We start from the raw sequence: 17,022 nt of genomic DNA, 5'->3' as shown, positions 1-17,022 counted from the left end.
CGGGTCCCGTGCCCGAACCCGACCCGGTTCCGCCGCCGCCCGGCCCCGCGCCGCAGCCGGCGCCGGAGCCGTGGAGCTGACGCGGAGCGGCTGACGCCGGGCCGTCCGGCCGACGCGGACGGCGGCCGCGCCGGCCAGTAGGCCCAGTAGGTCTGCGCCGGCCCGTACGCGTCAGTCCGTACGGACTTCGGAGCGGTCGCCGCTCCACAGGGTGTGGTAGGAGCCCTCGCGGTCGGTGCGCCGGTAGGTGTGCGCCCCGAAGAAGTCGCGCTGGCCCTGGGTCAGGGCGGCCGGGAGCCGCTCCGAGCGCAGGGCGTCGTAGTACGCCAGCGAGGCCGCGAAGGCCGGTACCGGGATGCCCTGGCGGACCGCCGCCACCAGCACCTCGCGCCAGTCGTGCTGCGCGGCGCCGATCTCATCGGCGAAGCCGGCGTCCGCCAGCAGGCTCGGCAGCTCCGGGCGGGCGTCGTACGCGGCCCGGATCCGGTCCAGGAACGCGGCGCGGATGATGCAGCCGCCGCGCCACAGCGAGGCCACGGCGCCCGGGTCCACGCTCCAGCCGTACTCCTCGCTGCCGGCCTGGATCTGGTGGAAGCCCTGCGTGTACGAGACGATCTTCGAGGCGTACAGGGCCTGCTCCACCTGGGCCGCGAAGGCGTCCGCGGCCTCGGCGGAGAGCGGCTCGGCCTGCGGACCCGCGAGACCCCGGGCGGCCGTGCGCAGTTCTCCGTGGCCCGACACCGCGCGGGCGAAGACCGCCTCGGCGATGCCCGACACCGGCACGCCCAGGTCGAGGGCGATCTGCACGGTCCAGCGGCCGGTGCCCTTCTGCTCGGCGGCGTCGGCCACCACGTCCACGAACGGCCGGCCGGTCGCGGCGTCCGTGTGCGCGAGCACCTCGGCGGTGATCTCGATCAGGTACGAGTCCAGCCGGCCCCGGTTCCAGGCGCGGAAGGTCTCGGCGATCTTCGCGGGGGAGTAGCCGGCCACCTCGCGCAGCAGGTGGTAGGCCTCCGCGATCAGCTGCATGTCGGCGTACTCGATGCCGTTGTGCACCATCTTCACGAAGTGCCCGGCGCCGTCGGGGCCCACGTGCGAGGTGCAGGGCGTGCCGTCGGCGGCCTTGGCGGAGATCTTCTCCAGCATCGGGCCGAGCGAGGCCCAGGACTCCTCGGATCCGCCGGGCATGATGCTCGGGCCGAGCAGCGCGCCCTCCTCGCCGCCCGAGATGCCGACGCCCACGAAGTGCAGGCCCTGCTCGCGCAGCTCCTTCTCGCGGCGGCGGGTGTCCTCGAAGTGGGCGTTCCCGCCGTCGATGATCACGTCGCCCGGTTCCAGCAGCGGGGCGAACTCGCGGATCACCGCGTCGGTCGGCTCGCCGGCCTTCACCATGATGATCAGACGGCGCGGGCGCTCCAGCGCGTCCACGAACTCCTTCGCGCTCCCGGCGGCCACGAAGGATCCCTCGTGGCCGAACTCCTCCACGAGCGCCGTGGTCTTGGCGGTGGTGCGGTTGTGGACGGCGACGGTGAAGCCGTTGCGGGCGAAGTTGCGGGCGAGGTTGCTGCCCATCACCGCGAGTCCGGTGACTCCGATCTGGGCGGTGCTGCTGGTCATGTGCGTGCGCTCCTGAGGGCGTCGACAATGCATCCGATGTGCGGAGGAATGCAGGAAACACCGACGCTACCCCGACGGAGATCCTTACCGGCGTCATACATTCGGCGATAAATCAACTTCCGCTCGAACGCGTTGTGTTGTGCGCCTTGTCATGCCCCGGTCGTGGCGTTAGGTTGCGAGGTTCCTGATGTCTTCGATGGGGGCTCCCATGGGTGTACGGGGCCGGCACCGCCGGTATCAGCCGAGCAGCATCAACCGTGCTTCGCTCGTCGTCACCGCGGGAGGAGCCGGGATCGCGCTGCCCCTGATCGGAGCGGGCGCGGCACACGCCGCGTCGGTGGACACCTGGAACAAGGTGGCCGCCTGCGAATCCACGAGCAACTGGCACATCAACACCGGCAACGGCTACTACGGCGGACTCCAGTTCAGCCAGAGCACCTGGCGCGCCTTCGGCGGAACCGCATACGCCGCCCGTGCGGATCTGGCCACCAGGGATCAGCAGATCGCCGTGGCGGAGAAGGTGCTGAAGGGTCAGGGGCCGCAGGCCTGGCCGGTCTGCGGGAAGCAGGCGGGGTTGAGCCGCAGCGGCCCGGCGCCCGCACTCGGGGCCCAGGGCAAGGTGACGGGCCCGGGGAGGGCGACGGCGCCGAAGGTCGTGGCCCGGACCACCCCGAAGGCGGCTCCGAAGGCCGCGACTGCGGACACGACGCCCCGCCCGACCGGTGGTTCCGTCCTGCCCAACCCCTATGTCGTCGCTCCGGGGGACTCGCTGTCGGCGATCGCCACCGAGCAGCACGTCGAGGGCGGCTGGCAGTCCCTGTACGCGACCAACCGGGCCGTCGTGGGCGGCGATCCGGACCTGATCTTCCCCGGGCAGCGGCTCACCCTGCGCGTCACGGCCGCGCCGCCCGCGCAGAACCCGGAGAAGCCGCCGCGCACGGCCGAACCCGTGAAGCCCGTGGCGCCGGCCAAGCCCGCCGAGCAGGCCGGCACCAAGCCCGCGAAGCCCGCGGAAAAGCCGCAGACCCCCTCCGGAGCCTTCAGCGCCCCGGTCGACGCGGGCCTCGGCACCGGCTATCACGTCGCGGGTTCGTCCTGGTCCAGCGGCTACCACACCGGGATCGACTTCCCGGTGGCCACCGGGACCACCGTCAAGGCCGTCAGCAGCGGGCAGATCGTGTCAGCGGGCTGGGCCGGTGCGTACGGATACCAGGTCGTCATCCGGCACACCGACGGCCGGTACTCCCAGTACGCGCACCTCTCGGCGGTCTCGGTCAAAGCCGGCTCGGCGGTCTCCGGCGGGCAGCGGATCGGCCGTTCCGGGGCGACGGGGAACGTGACCGGGCCGCACCTGCACTTCGAGGTGCGCACGGGACCCGGCTACGGCACCGACATCGACCCGCTGAGGTACCTGCGGGCGCACGGAGTCAGCATCTGAAGCCGGGGCCGCGGCGGAAGACGGTGTCCCGCCCACGGACAGCGTCCCGGCCACCGACCGGGTGCGAACCCCGGCCGTGGAACGAGTACCGGCCGCGGAACGAGTACCGGCCGCCGATCGGGTCCCGGCCGCGGACGGAGCCGGAACCGCCGCGGGTCCCGACGGTGTGGGCACCCGCGCCTCCCGGGGGGCGACGGTGAGCAGGACCAGCCCGGTCGCCGCCGCCACGGCGCTCACCAGCGCCGCGGCGGCGCCGGCCGCCCCGTAGCGGAAGCCCTCGTCGAACAGCGCGATGCCGACCGCCGCCGCGACCACCGGATTGGCCACCGTCAAGGTGGCCAGCGGGGCGGTCATCCCAGCACCCCGGTAGGCCGCCTGCGACAGCAGCAGTCCGGCCGTGGCCAGCGCGGCGATCGCGGTCAGTTCCGGCCACAGCGTGACCAGCGCGTCCGGGGCGAAGCTCTCGGCCACCGACTTGGTGAACACCGAGGCCATCCCGAAGGCGGCCCCCGCCGCCGTGGCCAGCAGCACGCTGTGGGCGGTGACCCGCCGCACCCGGCGCGCGGCCAGGAACAGTACGGACACCAGGGCCCCGGTCGCCGTCAGCAGCAGGCTCTGCTCCCCGCCCGACAGGGACTGCTCGGCCCGCCCGCCCCCGCCCGTCAGGGCCAGCAGCCCGGCCAGACCGGCCGTGGCTAGTACGGCCCCGCGCCAGGCGGCGGCACCCGCCCGCCGCCGTACGAAAACGGCCGCCATGGGGAGCGCGAAGACGATGGTGAGGGCGCCGAGCGGCTGCACCAGGCTCAGCGGTCCGAAGGCGAGCGCCACCACGTGCAGCAGGGCCCCGAGGCCGTTCAGCGCGATCGCGGCGTACCAGGCGGGCCGGCGCACCGGGGCGTACGGCCGGCCCGTCGTACCGGCCGCGACCCGCTCCTGGACGATCGCTCCGGCCGCGTACGCCACGGCGGACACCAGGCACAGCAGGACCGAGAAAGCTAGGGCGCTCATAAAAGTCACAATGCCCGAGTCCGGAGAGCTATTCCTCCCCCTGAAGGCGGGGACGGGTACGCCCTGGGGCGTACTCCTAACGCAGTAGTCCGGAGCGGCGGAGTGCGTTTGTCTTCCCGCCCGCAGGATCCGTACACTAGCCCTTTTGGGGACTTCCGCATCCGGCGGACGCGGACGACTGATCAAGGAACGCAGCGGGTATGACGGTGACCGAAGACAGCCAGGAGCAGGGCCACGCCTTCGGGCCGGGCATCGACCCCGACCGCCTGGCCCTCTGCCTCAGCGTGCTCGACGAGCTCGACAAGATCGACGTCGACCACCCGGACGCGATCACCGTGCGCCGCGCCACCGCCGGTATCTACCGGACGGTCAAGCAGCGCCGCCGCCAGGACCGGCGCGCCGCCAAGACCGCCAACGACAGGGCCGTCACCGAGGCGACCGCGACCGGCTCCGCCGAGCGCATCGACGACGAGACCGAGGGCCTGCTGCCCTCCTCGGTCACGGAGACCGGCCGGATCGCCGGGATCCTCGAGCGCCCGCGCTCCTGCTACGTCTGCAAGGCGAGGTACGTCGAGGTCGACTACTTCTACCACCAGCTCTGCCCGAGCTGCGCCGTCGAGAACCGGACCAGGCGGGAAGCCCGCGCCGACCTCACCGGCAAGCGCGCGCTGCTCACCGGCGGCCGGGCCAAGATCGGCATGTACATCGCGCTGCGGCTGCTGCGCGACGGCGCCCACACCACGATCACCACCCGCTTCCCCAAGGACGCCATCCGCCGCTTCAAGGCGATGGACGACTCCGCGGACTGGATGCACCGGCTGGAGGTCGTCGGCATCGACCTGCGCGACCCGGCCCAGTCCGTGGCCCTCGCCGACCAGGTGGCCGCGGCCGGTCCGCTCGACATCCTGATCAACAACGCGACCCAGACCGTGCGCCGCCTGCCCAGCGCCTACGCGGCGCTGGTCGAGGGGGAGAGCGCCCCGCTCCCGGCCGGCGAGCTCCCCGCCCACCACGTCATCGGTGCCTTCAACTCCGGCGCGGTCGACGGCCTGGCGGCGCTGCCCATCGGCGTGAGCGGGCTCGAGGCGCAGAAGGTCGCCGACCTCGCACTGGTCGCGGGCAACGCCAGCCTGGAGCGGCACCTCGCCGGCACCGCCATCGACGCGGGCGGCCTGTTGCCCGACGTCGTCGAGAGCAACACGTGGGTGCAGACCATCGACCAGATCTCCCCGGTGGAGCTGCTCGAGACCCAGCTGTGCAACTACACGTCGCCGTTCATCCTGATCAGCGCGCTCCGGCCGGCCATGGCCGAGGCCGCGCGCAAGGCGGCCGGCGGGCGGGCGTACGTGGTGAACGTCTCGGCGATGGAGGGTGTCTTCAGCCGCGGCTACAAGGGCGCCGGACACCCGAACACCAACGCCGCCAAGGCCGCGATGAACATGGTGACGCGGACCAGCGGCCAGGAGATGTTCCAGACCGACCGGATCCTGATGACCTCGGTCGACACCGGCTGGATCACGGACGAGCGCCCGCACTTCGACAAGCTGCGGCTCGCCGAGGAGGGCTTCCACGCCCCCCTCGACCTGGTCGACGGCGCGGCCCGGGTCTACGACCCGATCGTCCGCGGCGAGCTCGGCGAGGACCTGTACGGGGTCTTCCTCAAGGACTACGCGCCCGCCAACTGGTAGACCGCAGGGCCCCGGGTCGCCCGCCCCGGGCCACCAACCTCGGCTCATATGAGCGCCCCCGGTTGCTCTCCTTGCGAGAGGGGCCGGGGGCGTTCCCCGTTCAGGCGGTGCGGCCGTAGGCCCCCGCCGCGACCAGTTCCAGCACCGGGCGCCAGTCCTCCAGCACGCCCGCGTCCAGCCCCGTGGAGCGGCCCGCCTCCGCCGCGTGGCCGAGGGACTCCGCGTCGGGGTCGGGCCCGGGAGCCGGTGCCCCCGGTCCGTGGAGCCGTACGAGCCGGGCCACCCGCTCGCCCAGCAAGGGGCGGATCGCCTCCGCGGGGTGATCGATCAACAGCCCCGCGACCTGCAGTTCCTTGTCGGAGGGGTGCGACCGGCGCAGCAGCGCGGCGACGCGCAGCCCATGGCCGTCGCCGTGCCCGCTCCGCAGCAGGTCCATCAGTTCCCCGACGCTTCCGACGACCACCGGCACCTCGGACTTCGCCACTGTCGTTCCTTCCGTCGCCCGACCGCGTATCACCCGTATGGCGCCGTCGAGCAGATCAGCCGTACGCGACGCGCCGACGTGCGAGGTGATGAACTCGTGGCGAAAACAAGCTGTCCGGAGCGGATTTTACTATGCTATCGAGCAGGGGTGCGCTCATATGTGTACTCTGATCGCCAAGAGAGCCCCACACGGGCCCTCGCTCCACCAAGGCGCCACCGCGTCCGGAAACCTTCTCTTCCCGCACCGGCGCGCGGTTCGCCCGCCGGGTTACGCGACACATAGGAGTGCGCGGTGACACCAGAACTGACGACGACGGAACAGGCTCCCAGGGAACGGACGGGGACGCGGAACAGCAAGCGCCCCGAGACCCTCGGCAACCTGGAGGTCTGGGCCCGGTCCGCTCCGATCCGGCTCGCCGGCTACGAGGACGACCTCGCGGAGCCGCACATCCTGCCCGGCATCGACTAGACGCGTAGGCGCGGTCCGCCCGTCGCCCCGGTGTACGGCCCCGGGACGGCGGGCGGCGGCTTTTCCCGACGGCGTTCCATGCGCGACGGCGCCCGGAAGTTCCCGCTGCCGGTACGCCGTGGGCGTCATCGCTGTGGGCGATCAAGGGTTCCGCGCACCCCGGGGCGCGGGCAGGCTGACCCGCATGAAGCTACTGATGCTGGGTGGGACCGAGTTCGTCGGGCGCGCGATCACCGAAGACGCCCTGAGCCGCGGATGGGACGTCACCGTCTTCCACCGCGGGCACCACGCGCCCCCGCCGGGCACCACGGCCCTGCACGGGGACCGCACCGCCCCCGGAGGCCTGGACGCCCTCACCGAAGGGCACTGGGACCTCGTCGTCGACACCTGGGGCGGCGCCCCCACGGCCGTGCGCGACAGCGCCCGCCTGCTGGCCGACCGGGTCGGACGGTACGTGTACATATCCAGCCGCTCGGTGCACACCTACCCCGCCGCGGCGGGGCTGAAGGAGGACGGCCCGCTCGTCGACGGCTCGCCCGACGCGGACTCCGTCGCCTACGCCGAGGACAAGCGCGGCGCCGAGATCGCGGCCGTGGACGCCTTCGGCGACCGTGCCCTGCTGGTCCGCGCCGGGCTCATCCTCGGCCCGTACGAGAACGTCGGCCGGCTGCCCTGGTGGCTGAACCGCACGGCACGCGGCGGCCCGCTGCCCGCCCCAGGGCCGCGTGACCTCCCGCTCCAGTACGTGGACGTGCGCGACCTCGCGCAGTGGACCCTCGACGCCGCCGAGGCCGGGCACGGCGGCCCCTACAACCTGGTATCCCCGACCGGCCACGCCACGATGGGCAGCTTCCTGGAAGCGTGCGCGAAGGTGACCGGAGGCGCCGCCGAGCTCCGCTGGACCGATCCGGCCCGGATCGAGGAGGTGGGCGTAAAGGCCTGGACGGAACTGCCGGCCTGGATGCCCGAGGGCGAGATGCACGACCACATGTACGGCGCGGACGTCACGAAGGCGCTCGCGGCGGGCCTGAAGTGCCGCCCGGTCGAGGAGACCGTGGCCGACACCTGGACCTGGCTCCAGGAGCTGGGCGGAGCCGCCCCGCAGCGCCCCGACCGGCCCTCGCCGGGCATGAGCGCGGAACAGGAGGCGGCCCTCCTGGGACTCTGACCGGCCCACACCCCGGACGAGCCGGCCGCTCGGGCAACGGGTGCTTCTCCTCGGCCTGTTGTCCCGGCGCCCCGGCGCGATCCGGCCGGTCCGGCAAGAATTCGCCCGGGTCCGGTCCGCCTGTGCCCGCTCCATCGGCGTCCGCCCCGTCCGCGTCCGCAGCGTCCCCGGACGACCCGCCGCCACCCACCGCGTCGCGGTTGGAGGCCAAGGTCTGGAGCGTCCGCTCCTAGCGGACGCGACCGACGGCGTCCTCCAGCCGTGTCGGTGGCAGGTATTCCCGTACGAAGGTGCGGTGCCACCACGCGCCCGTCTCGCGCAGCTCCCGCCACGTCGTGAACCGGTAGCGGTACAGCCGTGCGCGGACGTAGTGGGGCGGCGCGTCCGGGAAGGGATTGTGGCGGAGCAGTTTCAGGGTGTCCCGGTCGCCCGCCAGGAGGCGCTCCACGAACGGGCCGAACCAGTCGCGGGCGTAGCCGGGGGAGAGCGCCGCGAACCACATGAGCCAGTCGAGGCGCAGGTGGTACGGGGCGAACTGGCGCGGGATCCGGCGCACGTCACCCGGCTTGCCCCGGAAGCCGTACTCCCGCCACGCGCCGTCCTCCCGGGGCCGCAGGTCCGCGGTGCCCTCGACCACCACCTCCTCGCGGATCCGGCCCACCGTGCCGAACGCCCCGTAGGTGTTCACCAGATGGAGGGGGTCGAAGGACCGGTTCATGACCTGGCCGCGCGAGATCATGTTGGCCACCGGATGCCGGCTCAGCACGAGCACCAGCGCGGTCACCCCGCACACCAGCACCACGTACCAGAGCGGCCCCTGCCGGGAGGCGGCCGGCGGCGGGTCGCCCGCCAGTGCGCTGAAGTCGAAGGCCGGCAGGGCCGCCGTGATCGTGATCCAGTTCAGCCAGGCGAAGTTCCCCGACACCACCAGCCACAGCTGGGTCGCCACGATGACCGCGGCGGCGTACGAGGCCACCGGCTGCGGAGTGAACAGCAGGACGGGCACGACCAGTTGGGTCACGTGGTTGGCGGCGCACTCCACCCGGTGCAGCGGCTTCGGCAGATGGTGGAAGAACCAGCTCAGCGGGCCGGGCATCGGCTGCGTCTCGTGATGGAAGTACAGGCAGGTGAGCCGGCGCCAGCAGGGGTCGCCGCGCATCTTGATGAGCCCCGCGCCGAACTCCACCCGGAAGACCACCCAGCGCAGCAGCCACAGCACCAGCACCGGCGGCCCCGCCCGCGCGTTGCCGAGGAACACGGCCAGGAAGCCGACCTCCAGCAGCAGCGACTCCCAGCCGAAGGAGTACCAGGTCTGCCCCACGTTCACGATCGACAGGTACAGCAGCCACAGCAGCGCCCACATCGCCATGGCCGCGCCCAGGGGCACCGCGTCCCCCGCCCCCGCGGCCAGCGCCGCCGCCAGGGCCGCGCCGGTCCAGGCGCAGGCGGCGAAGAACCGGTCGGAGTAGTGCAGGTGGAACAGGCTCGGGGCGCGGCGGAAGGGCACGTACCGCAGGTGGTGCGGCACGGGCAGCATGCCGTGCGCCCCGATCAGTGCCCGGAACTGCAGGGCGGCCCCGGCGAAGGCGACGAGGTAGACACCGGCCAGGGCCCGCTGGAAGATCAGCCGTCCCAGCCAGTATCCGGGCGCCGTGAACCAGTCCATCGCCTCCAGTATCCGGCCGGCCGGTCACCGGTCGCCAGCTGCCGGACGTACCGGCCGAGACGGCGGGCGTAGGCCTGCTGGAGGAAGGGGACGACCGGGCCCGCCAGGCGGGTGTACCAGCTCGCCGGGCGGCTGAAGGCGTTCACCTCGAACCACACCGAGCCGTCGGCCTCCATGTCCACCACGAAGGACTCCTCGCCGCACTCGGGATGCCCGCTCAGCGTCCCGTACGCGAAACCGGTCCGCCGGGGCTCGTACGCGGTCCAGATCACCTCGCACGGGGCGTCGATCCGCACCGGGCCGATCCCGATCCCGACCACGACCCGGTCACCGGGCCGGACGGGGAACGCTCCGGCCGCGACGAGCATGCCCGAGGCGCGGTGTGCGCGGAAGGTGGTGACGGCGGCCCCGGCGGCGTCCAGCGCTGCCTGCCCGTGTCCGACCCGGGTGCGGTGGTGGGTGAAGTGGTACCCGGCGGGCAGTGGCCGCCGGGCCGTGGCGCCCCGCTCGGGGTAGTTGAAGGTGCTGCGGGCTTCGCTGATGAGGCGGGTCACGCCGGGATCTCCGTTCGGTCGGGCAGGGCGGCGGGCGCGGATGCGGGTGTAGGTGCGGGTGCAGGCGTGGGTGAGGGTGCGGGTGCGGGCCGAGCGGCCGATGTGGTCAGGCGGCGCCAGGCCAGCAGCGAGCACAGGCCGAAGCCGAGGGCGTTGCCGAGGCCGTGGGTCGCGGCCATCCAGGTCAGGGTGGGGTGCACGATCCCGGTGGCCTCGCCGAGGGCCCACCACAGGGCGAGCAGCATGGTGGCCACCAGAACGACCGCCGAGCACGCGAGCAGCGCGCCGGTGATCCGGTCCCGACCGCGGGCCCCGGGACGGACGTCCCGCCAGGTCAGCAGGGCCACCGCCCACATGCCGCCGGTCAGCGTCACCGCGCCCACCAGCTCGGCCCAGTCGTCGATGAAGTAGCCGAGGAGCACGAGCCCGGTCCCGGCCGGGACGCTGTACGCCGCCCAGCGCGCGAGGGCTCCGGCGGCGGAGGCCCGGCACACCAGGCCGGCGACCAGGGCCGCGGTGAAACCGGCGAAGTGGAAGTGCGGCACGGTCAGGGCCAGGATGTCGAGGTCGAAGCCGAAGAGCCGGTGTCCGGCGCGTTCGGCGACCAGGGCGGTCCCGGCGACCGAGGGCGCCACCAGCGCGGTGAGCACGGCCACTTCGGCGGGTCCGGGCCCGGGTCCGGGGCCAGGCCCGAGTCCGGGTCCAGGTCCCGGACCGGTGCCCCGTCCGGGCGTGGCCGCCCGTACCGCCCAACCCGGACCCCGTACAGCCGGGACCAAGGCCCGTACCGCCGGCACCGGGGCCCGCACCGCCAGGGCCAGGGTCGCCGCCGCGTAGAGCGCGGCGAGTGCCGTGGCCGGGGCTCCCCGGGGCAGCCACAGGCAGACCGCTCCGGGGGCCGCGAACAGCGGCCAGAGCCGGGCCGTCCGCCCGAACCGGACCGGATCGATCAGGCGCAGACCCGCCGGGACGACGTAGAGCATGCCCAGCGCGACGATCAGATTCACCAGCACGGTCACCGCGGATCCCCCTCCTCGGAACGAACGCGTTGAACGCGTTCAACTCACGGTCGTGAGCCTAGGCGCTCTCTTGAACATGTTCAAGAGAGCGTCGGATCCGTGATCTCCGGTTGCGGCCACCCCGTACATACGGCAGACAAGAGGGAGCAACCGGGGCGAAAAGGGAGATGTAACGTGTACGCACCGACACCTCGTCAGGCGCCGCGTCGTCACGCACCGGCCCTTGCGGCCCTCTTCACCGTCCTCGGACTCCTCGCCGCGGCCTGCGGTGCCTCCGCCGACGAGGGACGGACCAAGGGCCCCGCCGCCGAGAGCCAGGACGTCCACCTCCAACCCGTGGCCTCGGCCGGCCCGGACCCCTTCACCACCTCCTCCGCCACCGGCGAATCGGCCCCCGTCCAGCCCCCGCTGCCCAACGCGACCGGCCAGGGTATCCGTACCGTCAACGCGGCCACCCCCGGCCTGTACGGCGGAACCCAGCGCCTCGGCAGCTGCGACGTGGAGGCGCAGGTCGAGTCCCTGACCTCCGACGACGCCAAGGCCCGCGCCTTCGCCGAGGCCTCCCAGGTGGAGCAGGGGCAGATCCCCGACTTCCTGCGCGGCCTCACCCCGGTCGTGCTGCGCGCCGACACCCGGATGACCAACCACGGCTTCGTCGGCGGGAAGCCCAACGCCTTCCAGTCCGTCCTCCAGGCCGGCACCGCCGTCCTCGTGGACGCTCACGGAATGCCCCGCGTCCGCTGCGCCTGCGGGAACCCGCTGCTCGCCCCGCGCGCCGCCAAGGGCGCACCGGTGCTCAAGGGGGAGCCCTGGGGCGGCTACCAGCCCGCCCAGGTCGTGGTCATCGAGCCGACCATGCAGGTGATCAACAACCTGGTCATCGTCAACGTCGCCGACAACACCTGGATCGAGCGCACCATCGGTGACGACGGAGCCCAGGACCGCACCCCCAAGACGCCGCCCCCGTACGATCCGGCGGACGGGATCCCCGGCGGGCCCGCGACCCCGCCCGGCACCTCTCCGGAACCGTGCCGGACCCCGGAGAGCAACAGCCTGGCCCGCACCGAGCCGCCGCCCACCGGCCCGCCGAGCCCCGGCGCCAGCCCCGCCCCGAGCCTGCCCGACTGCCCGCCGAGCTCCCCGCAGACGGCACCCAGCGCCCCCGGCGACCCGGCCGGCCCGAACACCCCGACGGCGCCCGACCAGCCCTCGTCCGGCGTGCCCACGGGCCCGCCGCCCGCCACCGACATCCCCTCCGACCTGCCCGGGCAGCTCCCCAGCGACCCCGGGACGCTGGTGGGCCCCGACGGGGCGCCGCTGCCGAGCGAGGAGTACGCCGATCCGTACGCGGACCCGTACGCGGACCCGTACGCCGACCCCTACTCCGTCCCCGAGCAGCAGCCCTCGGCCCCGTACGACGGCCAGTACCTGGAGAGCGCCTGACCGGCCCGTGTGTCATGGTGGACCGGTGCCGACCGCCGTATCGCTGCCGGAGGACTGGCCCGCACATCCGGACCGGTCGCTCTCGCTGAACCGCATGGGCAGTTTCGACTGGGACCTGGTCACCGGTCTCATGCACATGGACTCGGCCGCCCTGGAGGTCTTCGACACCACGGCCGAGGAGTACGACGGCAGGCCGGGTTCCCTCTCGCCGCGCGTCCCGCCCGCCGAGGGCGCCCGGCTCGACGCACTGGTCTCCTCCGCCCTCAAGAGCGGGGTGGACAGCTACGGCGCCTACTTCCGCATCCGCTGCCACGACGGCACCCTGCGCTGGACGCACACCCAGGGCCGGGTCATGCGCGGCCCGGAAGGCCGCCCGTACCGGATCATCGGCATCGTCCGCGACGCCACCGAGGAGCTCAGCCACTCGGCGGAACGCCTCGGGCTGGACGAGGAGCGGCGCCGCCAGACGTCCGTGGTCGAGTCCACCACCGCCGCGCTCGCGCACGCCCGTACCGTCCAGGACGTCATCGACGTGCTCGGCGACGCACACGGCATGGAGCGGCTCGGGTCCATGGGCATGGTGATGGGACTGGTCGAGGCGGGCCGGATCCACCTCGTCGCCGAGGGTCCGGCGGGCAGCTTCGTCCCCGGCACCCGCTACACCCGCATCGACGAGCAGTACCCGATGAGCGAGGTGGTCCGCTCGCTCCAGCCCCGCTTCCTGGACTCCGCGGCCGAGTTCGCCGCCGGGTATCCCGGGCTCTGGGCCAAGATCTCCTCCATGCACATCTCGGCGGCCGCCTACCTGCCGCTGATCGCCCAGGCCCGCCCGATCGGCGCGATCGGCCTGCTCTACCAGGACAAGGACGGTTTCACCCCGGACGAGCGCAACCTCCTCGTCGCGCTCGGCAGCAGCATCGCGCAGAGCCTCCAGCGGGCGATGCTGCTGGAGCAGGAGCACGATCTGGCGGAGGGGCTCCAGCAGGCGATGCTGCCGCGCCGGATCCCCTCGGTGCCGGGCGCCGAGATCGCCGTACGGTACCGCTCGGCCAAGATGGGCCAGGACATCGGCGGCGACTGGTACGACGTCATCCCGCTGCCCGGCGGCCGGGTCGGCGCGGTCATCGGCGACGTCCAGGGCCACGACACCCACGCCGCGGCGGTCATGGGCCAGCTGCGGATCGTGCTGCGCGCCTACGCCGCCGAAGGGCACTCGCCCGCCACCGTCATGGCCCGGGCCTCCGTCTTCCTGCACGAGCTGGACACCGACCGCTTCGCCACCTGCACGTACGCCGAGGCCGACCTCTCGACCGGGGTGCTGCAACTGGTCCGGGCGGGCCACATCGACCCCCTGCTGCGCACCCGTGACGGGGGTTGCGAGCGCCTCGCCCTGGAGGGCGGGATGCCGCTGGGGCTGTCGGCGGAGTTCGGGCTGCTGGAGTATCCGGTGACCACGGTCGAACTGGGACCCGGGGAAACGCTTCTGCTGTGCACGGACGGCCTGGTCGAAGAGCCCGGGGCCGACCTCGACGACGGCATCCGGCTCCTCGCCTCCCTCGTGCGCGCCGGACCGGCGGACCTGGCCCTGCTCGCCGACCGGCTGTGTGAGGTCGTGGACGACCGGGGCGGCGACGACGACATGGCGCTGCTGCTGCTCCGCCGCGACGCCGAGGAGATCCAGCAGGCCGGCCGCCGCCTCCAGCAGCACGTGGCCCCCGGCGACCCGGAAGCCCTCGTATCGGCCCGCCACATGATCGGCGCGGCGGTGCGGGCGTGGGGAGCGCGGGACCGGGCGGACGAGATCGAGCTGATCGCCGACGAGCTCATCGTCAATGCCCTCATGCACACGGACGGCCCCGCCATCGTGACCCTGCGGGTCCTGGCCGGCCCCGAACGCCGGCTCCGCGTGGAGGTCGAGGACCGTTCCAGCGCCCTGCCGCGCCGCCGGGAGGCGGGCGACTCCGGGGTCTCCGGACGCGGCCTGATGCTGGTGGACCGGCTGGCCGACGTCTGGGGCGTGGAATCGCGGGGGAGCGGCAAATGCGTGTGGTGCGAGTTCGCCATGCCGTGAGCCCGCACCGTGCCCCGGAGCGTGACCCGCACCGGGCGTGACCCGCACCGGGCGTGACCCGCACCGGGCCGGGAACCGCACCGGGCCGGATCCGTGACGCGAGCCGGGCCGGGAACCGGGAACCGCACCGGGCCGGGAACCGTGCCGCGAGCCGGGCCGGGAACCGTGACGAACCGGGCCAGGAACGGCCTCCCGGCGCACCGGCCGGGTCCTCCGGCGCACCGGCCGGGCCGAAAGTCCGTTGCGGGGCCGCCGGGGACGCGTCGATGATCGGTGGCGATGACTGACACCCTGGACGAGGTCCGCACCCTGCTGAAATCCGGCGATCTGCCCGGCGCCGTACGGTCGCTGCGCCCGCGCGCCGAGACCCTCCCCCTCACCGCACTCGCACGGGCGGTCAGGGCGCTGGCCGATGCGGCCGGTTTCAAGGACCTGGCCAAGGCGGCCAAGACCGCCGCCAAACGGCCGGACGACCCCCAGGCCCTCTACGACCTCGGCTACGGCTGCGTCGAACACGGCATCGCCTTCCTCGGCATCGCCCCACTGCGTGCCGCGCTCGCGCTGGTGCCGGACGCGCGCCCGCTGCTCACCGAGCTCGTCTCCGCCCTGGAGGACGAGAATCGGCACGCCGAGGCCGCGGCTCTGCTCGCCGCCCGCGGAGACCGGCTCCCCGCGTGGCCCGAGAGGTACCTGCTCGTCCACCACACCCTCCTCGCCGGGGACCTGCCCGGCGCCCGCGCCGCCGCCGGCCGGCTGCCCGCCCCCGAGGACGACACCTGGAGCTGGGCCCACGCCCGCCAGCGCCGGATGCTCGCGCGCGCCGAACTCGCCGCCTCCGCCGGACCGCTGGACTCCACGGACCTGCGCGGCTGGCAGTTCGCGCTCACCGGGACCCTGCTCGGCACCCTCTCCCCGTACGGCTACGACGCCGGCATGACCGGCCGGTACGCCTTCCTCGGCGACAGTCACGAGACCTGCCGCCTCGGCCTCGCCCGCCTCGCCACGGCCCTGGACGCCACCGGGCACCGCCCCGCCACGGTCTCGCTGCTGCCCGGCCGCTCCGACCGGATCCTGGGCCTCGCCGCCGCGACCGTACTCGCGCTGCCCGCCGTACCGTACGAGCCCGGCCGGACCGACACCGTCGTCGTCGCGTACGACCTCGGCGACGCGGACCCCGGGCTCGGGGAGCGCGCCGACGGGCAGATCCTGTACGAGCACGCCACGCGGTGGACCAGTCCGCCGCAGGTCAGCGCGGACTTCAGCGCGCTGCAGGCGCAGTTCGTCACGGAGCCGTGGAAGGACGACGTCCGTGCCGAGGCGGAGATCGCGCGCGACATCGCGGCCGCCGACCCGACCCCGGACGAGGGGGACGGGGCGACCCCGCCCGATGGCGACGAGGCCTTCCGGGCCTACGCCGCGGCCCTCGCACCCGGCTGGCTGACCGGCCCCCGGGACCGGATCGGCTCCCCGGGCCCGGTGCCCAGCTCGCGCTTCGCCTGAGGCCACGGCAGGCTGGGGACATGCCCGAGCTGCCCGAAGTCGAGGCCCTGAGGGAGTTCCTCGATGAGCACCTGACCGGGCGGGTGGTCGAGCGCGTCCTCCCGCTCGCCGTGAGCGTGCTCAAGACCTACGACCCACCGCTGAGCGCACTCGAAGGGCAGCGGGCCGGGACCACGGCCCGGTACGGCAAGTTCCTCGCCCTGCGCATCGGGGAACTGCACCTCGTCACCCACCTCGCCCGGGCCGGCTGGCTGCGCTGGATCGACAGCATGCCCGACCGGCCGCCGCGCCCCGGCAAGGGGCCGCTCGCGCTGCGCCTCGTCCTGGAGGGCGGCGGCGGCTTCGACCTCACCGAGGCCGGAACCCAGAAGCGGCTCGCCGTGTACGTGGTCCGCGATCCGCAGGAGGTTCCCGGCATCGCCCGCCTGGGCCCGGACCCGCTCGCCGAGGACTTCGACCGGGAGGCCTTCGGCGCGCTGCTTGCCGGGGAACGGCGCCAGATCAAGGGCGTGTTGCGCGACCAGAGCGTCATCGCGGGAATCGGCAACGCCTACAGCGACGAGATCCTCCACCAGGCCAAGGTCTCGCCCTTCAAACTGGCCGCCTCCTTCGACGAGGCGCAGGTCGACCAGTTGTACGCGGCCGTCGAGGAGACCCTGCGCAGCGCCGTCGAGCGGGCGCACGGGGTGGCCGCCGGACGGCTCAAGGCCGAGAAGAGGAGCGGGATGCGGGTCCACGGCCGCGCGGGCGAGCCCTGCCCGGTGTGCGGGGACACCGTCCGCTCGGTCTCCTTCGCCGACTCCTCGCTCCAGTACTGCCCCACCTGCCAGACCGGCGGGAAGCCGCTCGCCGACCGCAGGCTGTCGAAGCTGCTGAAGTAGGCCCGGCTCCGGTTAGA

The 17,022-nt window shown here is 73.5% G+C and carries 13 protein-coding genes and 1 pseudogene; 8 read left to right on the top strand and 6 right to left on the bottom strand.

From position 1 onward, the window contains the following. Positions 1-171: 171 nt before the first annotated feature. Positions 172-1,617 (bottom strand): NADP-dependent phosphogluconate dehydrogenase, encoded by a 1,446-nt coding sequence (gene gndA / locus OG435_RS38510; RefSeq protein ID WP_266884376.1) that lies wholly within the window; start codon positions 1,615-1,617, stop codon positions 172-174. Positions 1,618-1,825: 208 nt separating this feature from the next. On the opposite strand from gndA, the gene OG435_RS38505 reads away from it, so the two are divergent. Further along, positions 1,826-3,055 (top strand): transglycosylase family protein, encoded by a 1,230-nt coding sequence (locus OG435_RS38505; RefSeq protein WP_266884374.1) that lies wholly within the window; start codon positions 1,826-1,828, stop codon positions 3,053-3,055. Between the two features lie 279 nt (positions 3,056-3,334). On the opposite strand, the pseudogene OG435_RS38500 reads toward OG435_RS38505, so the two are convergent. Further along, positions 3,335-4,063, bottom strand: a pseudogene (locus tag OG435_RS38500) (DMT family transporter); the annotation flags it as partial. A gap of 200 nt (positions 4,064-4,263) precedes the next feature. Between OG435_RS38500 and OG435_RS38495 the strand changes: the two are divergent. Then, complete coding sequence (locus OG435_RS38495) at positions 4,264-5,751, top strand: SDR family NAD(P)-dependent oxidoreductase (RefSeq protein ID WP_266884372.1); 1,488 nt, start codon at positions 4,264-4,266, stop codon at positions 5,749-5,751. A gap of 100 nt (positions 5,752-5,851) precedes the next feature. On the opposite strand, the gene OG435_RS38490 is transcribed toward OG435_RS38495, so the two are convergent. Beyond that, positions 5,852-6,214 carry a hypothetical protein gene (locus OG435_RS38490; protein ID WP_266886458.1) on the bottom strand — a complete coding sequence of 121 codons (363 nt, stop codon included), beginning with the start codon at positions 6,212-6,214 and terminating at the stop codon, positions 5,852-5,854. Positions 6,215-6,526: 312 nt separating this feature from the next. Here OG435_RS38490 and OG435_RS38485 point away from each other — a divergent pair, with 312 nt between their 5' ends. Both OG435_RS38485 and OG435_RS38480 read left to right on the top strand, forming a co-directional pair. Beyond that, on the top strand, positions 6,527-6,703 hold the full coding sequence (locus OG435_RS38485; protein ID WP_266884370.1) for a hypothetical protein: 177 nt from the start codon (positions 6,527-6,529) through the stop codon (positions 6,701-6,703). Between the two features lie 184 nt (positions 6,704-6,887). Then, positions 6,888-7,871 carry an NAD-dependent epimerase/dehydratase family protein gene (locus tag OG435_RS38480; protein ID WP_266884368.1) on the top strand — a complete coding sequence of 328 codons (984 nt, stop codon included), beginning with the start codon at positions 6,888-6,890 and terminating at the stop codon, positions 7,869-7,871. 229 nt (positions 7,872-8,100) lie between these two features. Here OG435_RS38480 and OG435_RS38475 read toward each other — a convergent pair whose 3' ends face one another. From OG435_RS38475 to OG435_RS38465, 3 genes are read right to left on the bottom strand one after another with little or no spacing between them, the layout of a single operon-like run. Continuing rightward, positions 8,101-9,537, bottom strand: a complete 1,437-nt coding sequence (locus OG435_RS38475) for a lipase maturation factor family protein (protein WP_266884366.1) — start codon at positions 9,535-9,537, stop codon at positions 8,101-8,103. Then, a complete protein-coding gene (locus OG435_RS38470) occupies positions 9,495-10,091 on the bottom strand; it encodes a DUF1990 family protein (protein ID WP_266884364.1) in 597 nt (198 codons plus the stop codon). Before OG435_RS38470 ends, OG435_RS38475 begins: the two co-directional genes overlap by 43 nt. Then, complete coding sequence (locus OG435_RS38465; RefSeq protein WP_266884362.1) at positions 10,088-11,110, bottom strand: YndJ family protein; 1,023 nt, start codon at positions 11,108-11,110, stop codon at positions 10,088-10,090. Before OG435_RS38465 ends, OG435_RS38470 begins: the two co-directional genes overlap by 4 nt. A 174-nt stretch (positions 11,111-11,284) precedes the next feature. On the opposite strand from OG435_RS38465, the gene OG435_RS38460 reads away from it, so the two are divergent. From OG435_RS38460 to OG435_RS38445, 4 genes are all read left to right on the top strand, one after another. Continuing rightward, positions 11,285-12,553, top strand: coding sequence for a DUF6777 domain-containing protein (locus OG435_RS38460; protein ID WP_266884360.1), 1,269 nt, complete (start codon positions 11,285-11,287; stop codon positions 12,551-12,553). Positions 12,554-12,560: 7 nt separating this feature from the next. Beyond that, positions 12,561-14,624 (top strand): SpoIIE family protein phosphatase, encoded by a 2,064-nt coding sequence (locus OG435_RS38455; protein WP_266884358.1) that lies wholly within the window; start codon positions 12,561-12,563, stop codon positions 14,622-14,624. Positions 14,625-14,903: 279 nt separating this feature from the next. Further along, positions 14,904-16,124 (top strand): hypothetical protein, encoded by a 1,221-nt coding sequence (locus tag OG435_RS38450; protein WP_266884356.1) that lies wholly within the window; start codon positions 14,904-14,906, stop codon positions 16,122-16,124. A gap of 20 nt (positions 16,125-16,144) precedes the next feature. Continuing rightward, positions 16,145-17,005, top strand: coding sequence for an Fpg/Nei family DNA glycosylase (locus tag OG435_RS38445; RefSeq protein ID WP_266884354.1), 861 nt, complete (start codon positions 16,145-16,147; stop codon positions 17,003-17,005). Positions 17,006-17,022: the final 17 nt, after the last annotated feature.

This window comes from Streptomyces sp. NBC_01264 (genome assembly GCF_026340675.1).
Lineage (GTDB): Bacteria > Actinomycetota > Actinomycetes > Streptomycetales > Streptomycetaceae > Streptomyces.
This window is presented reverse-complemented; position numbering and strand designations above follow the sequence as displayed.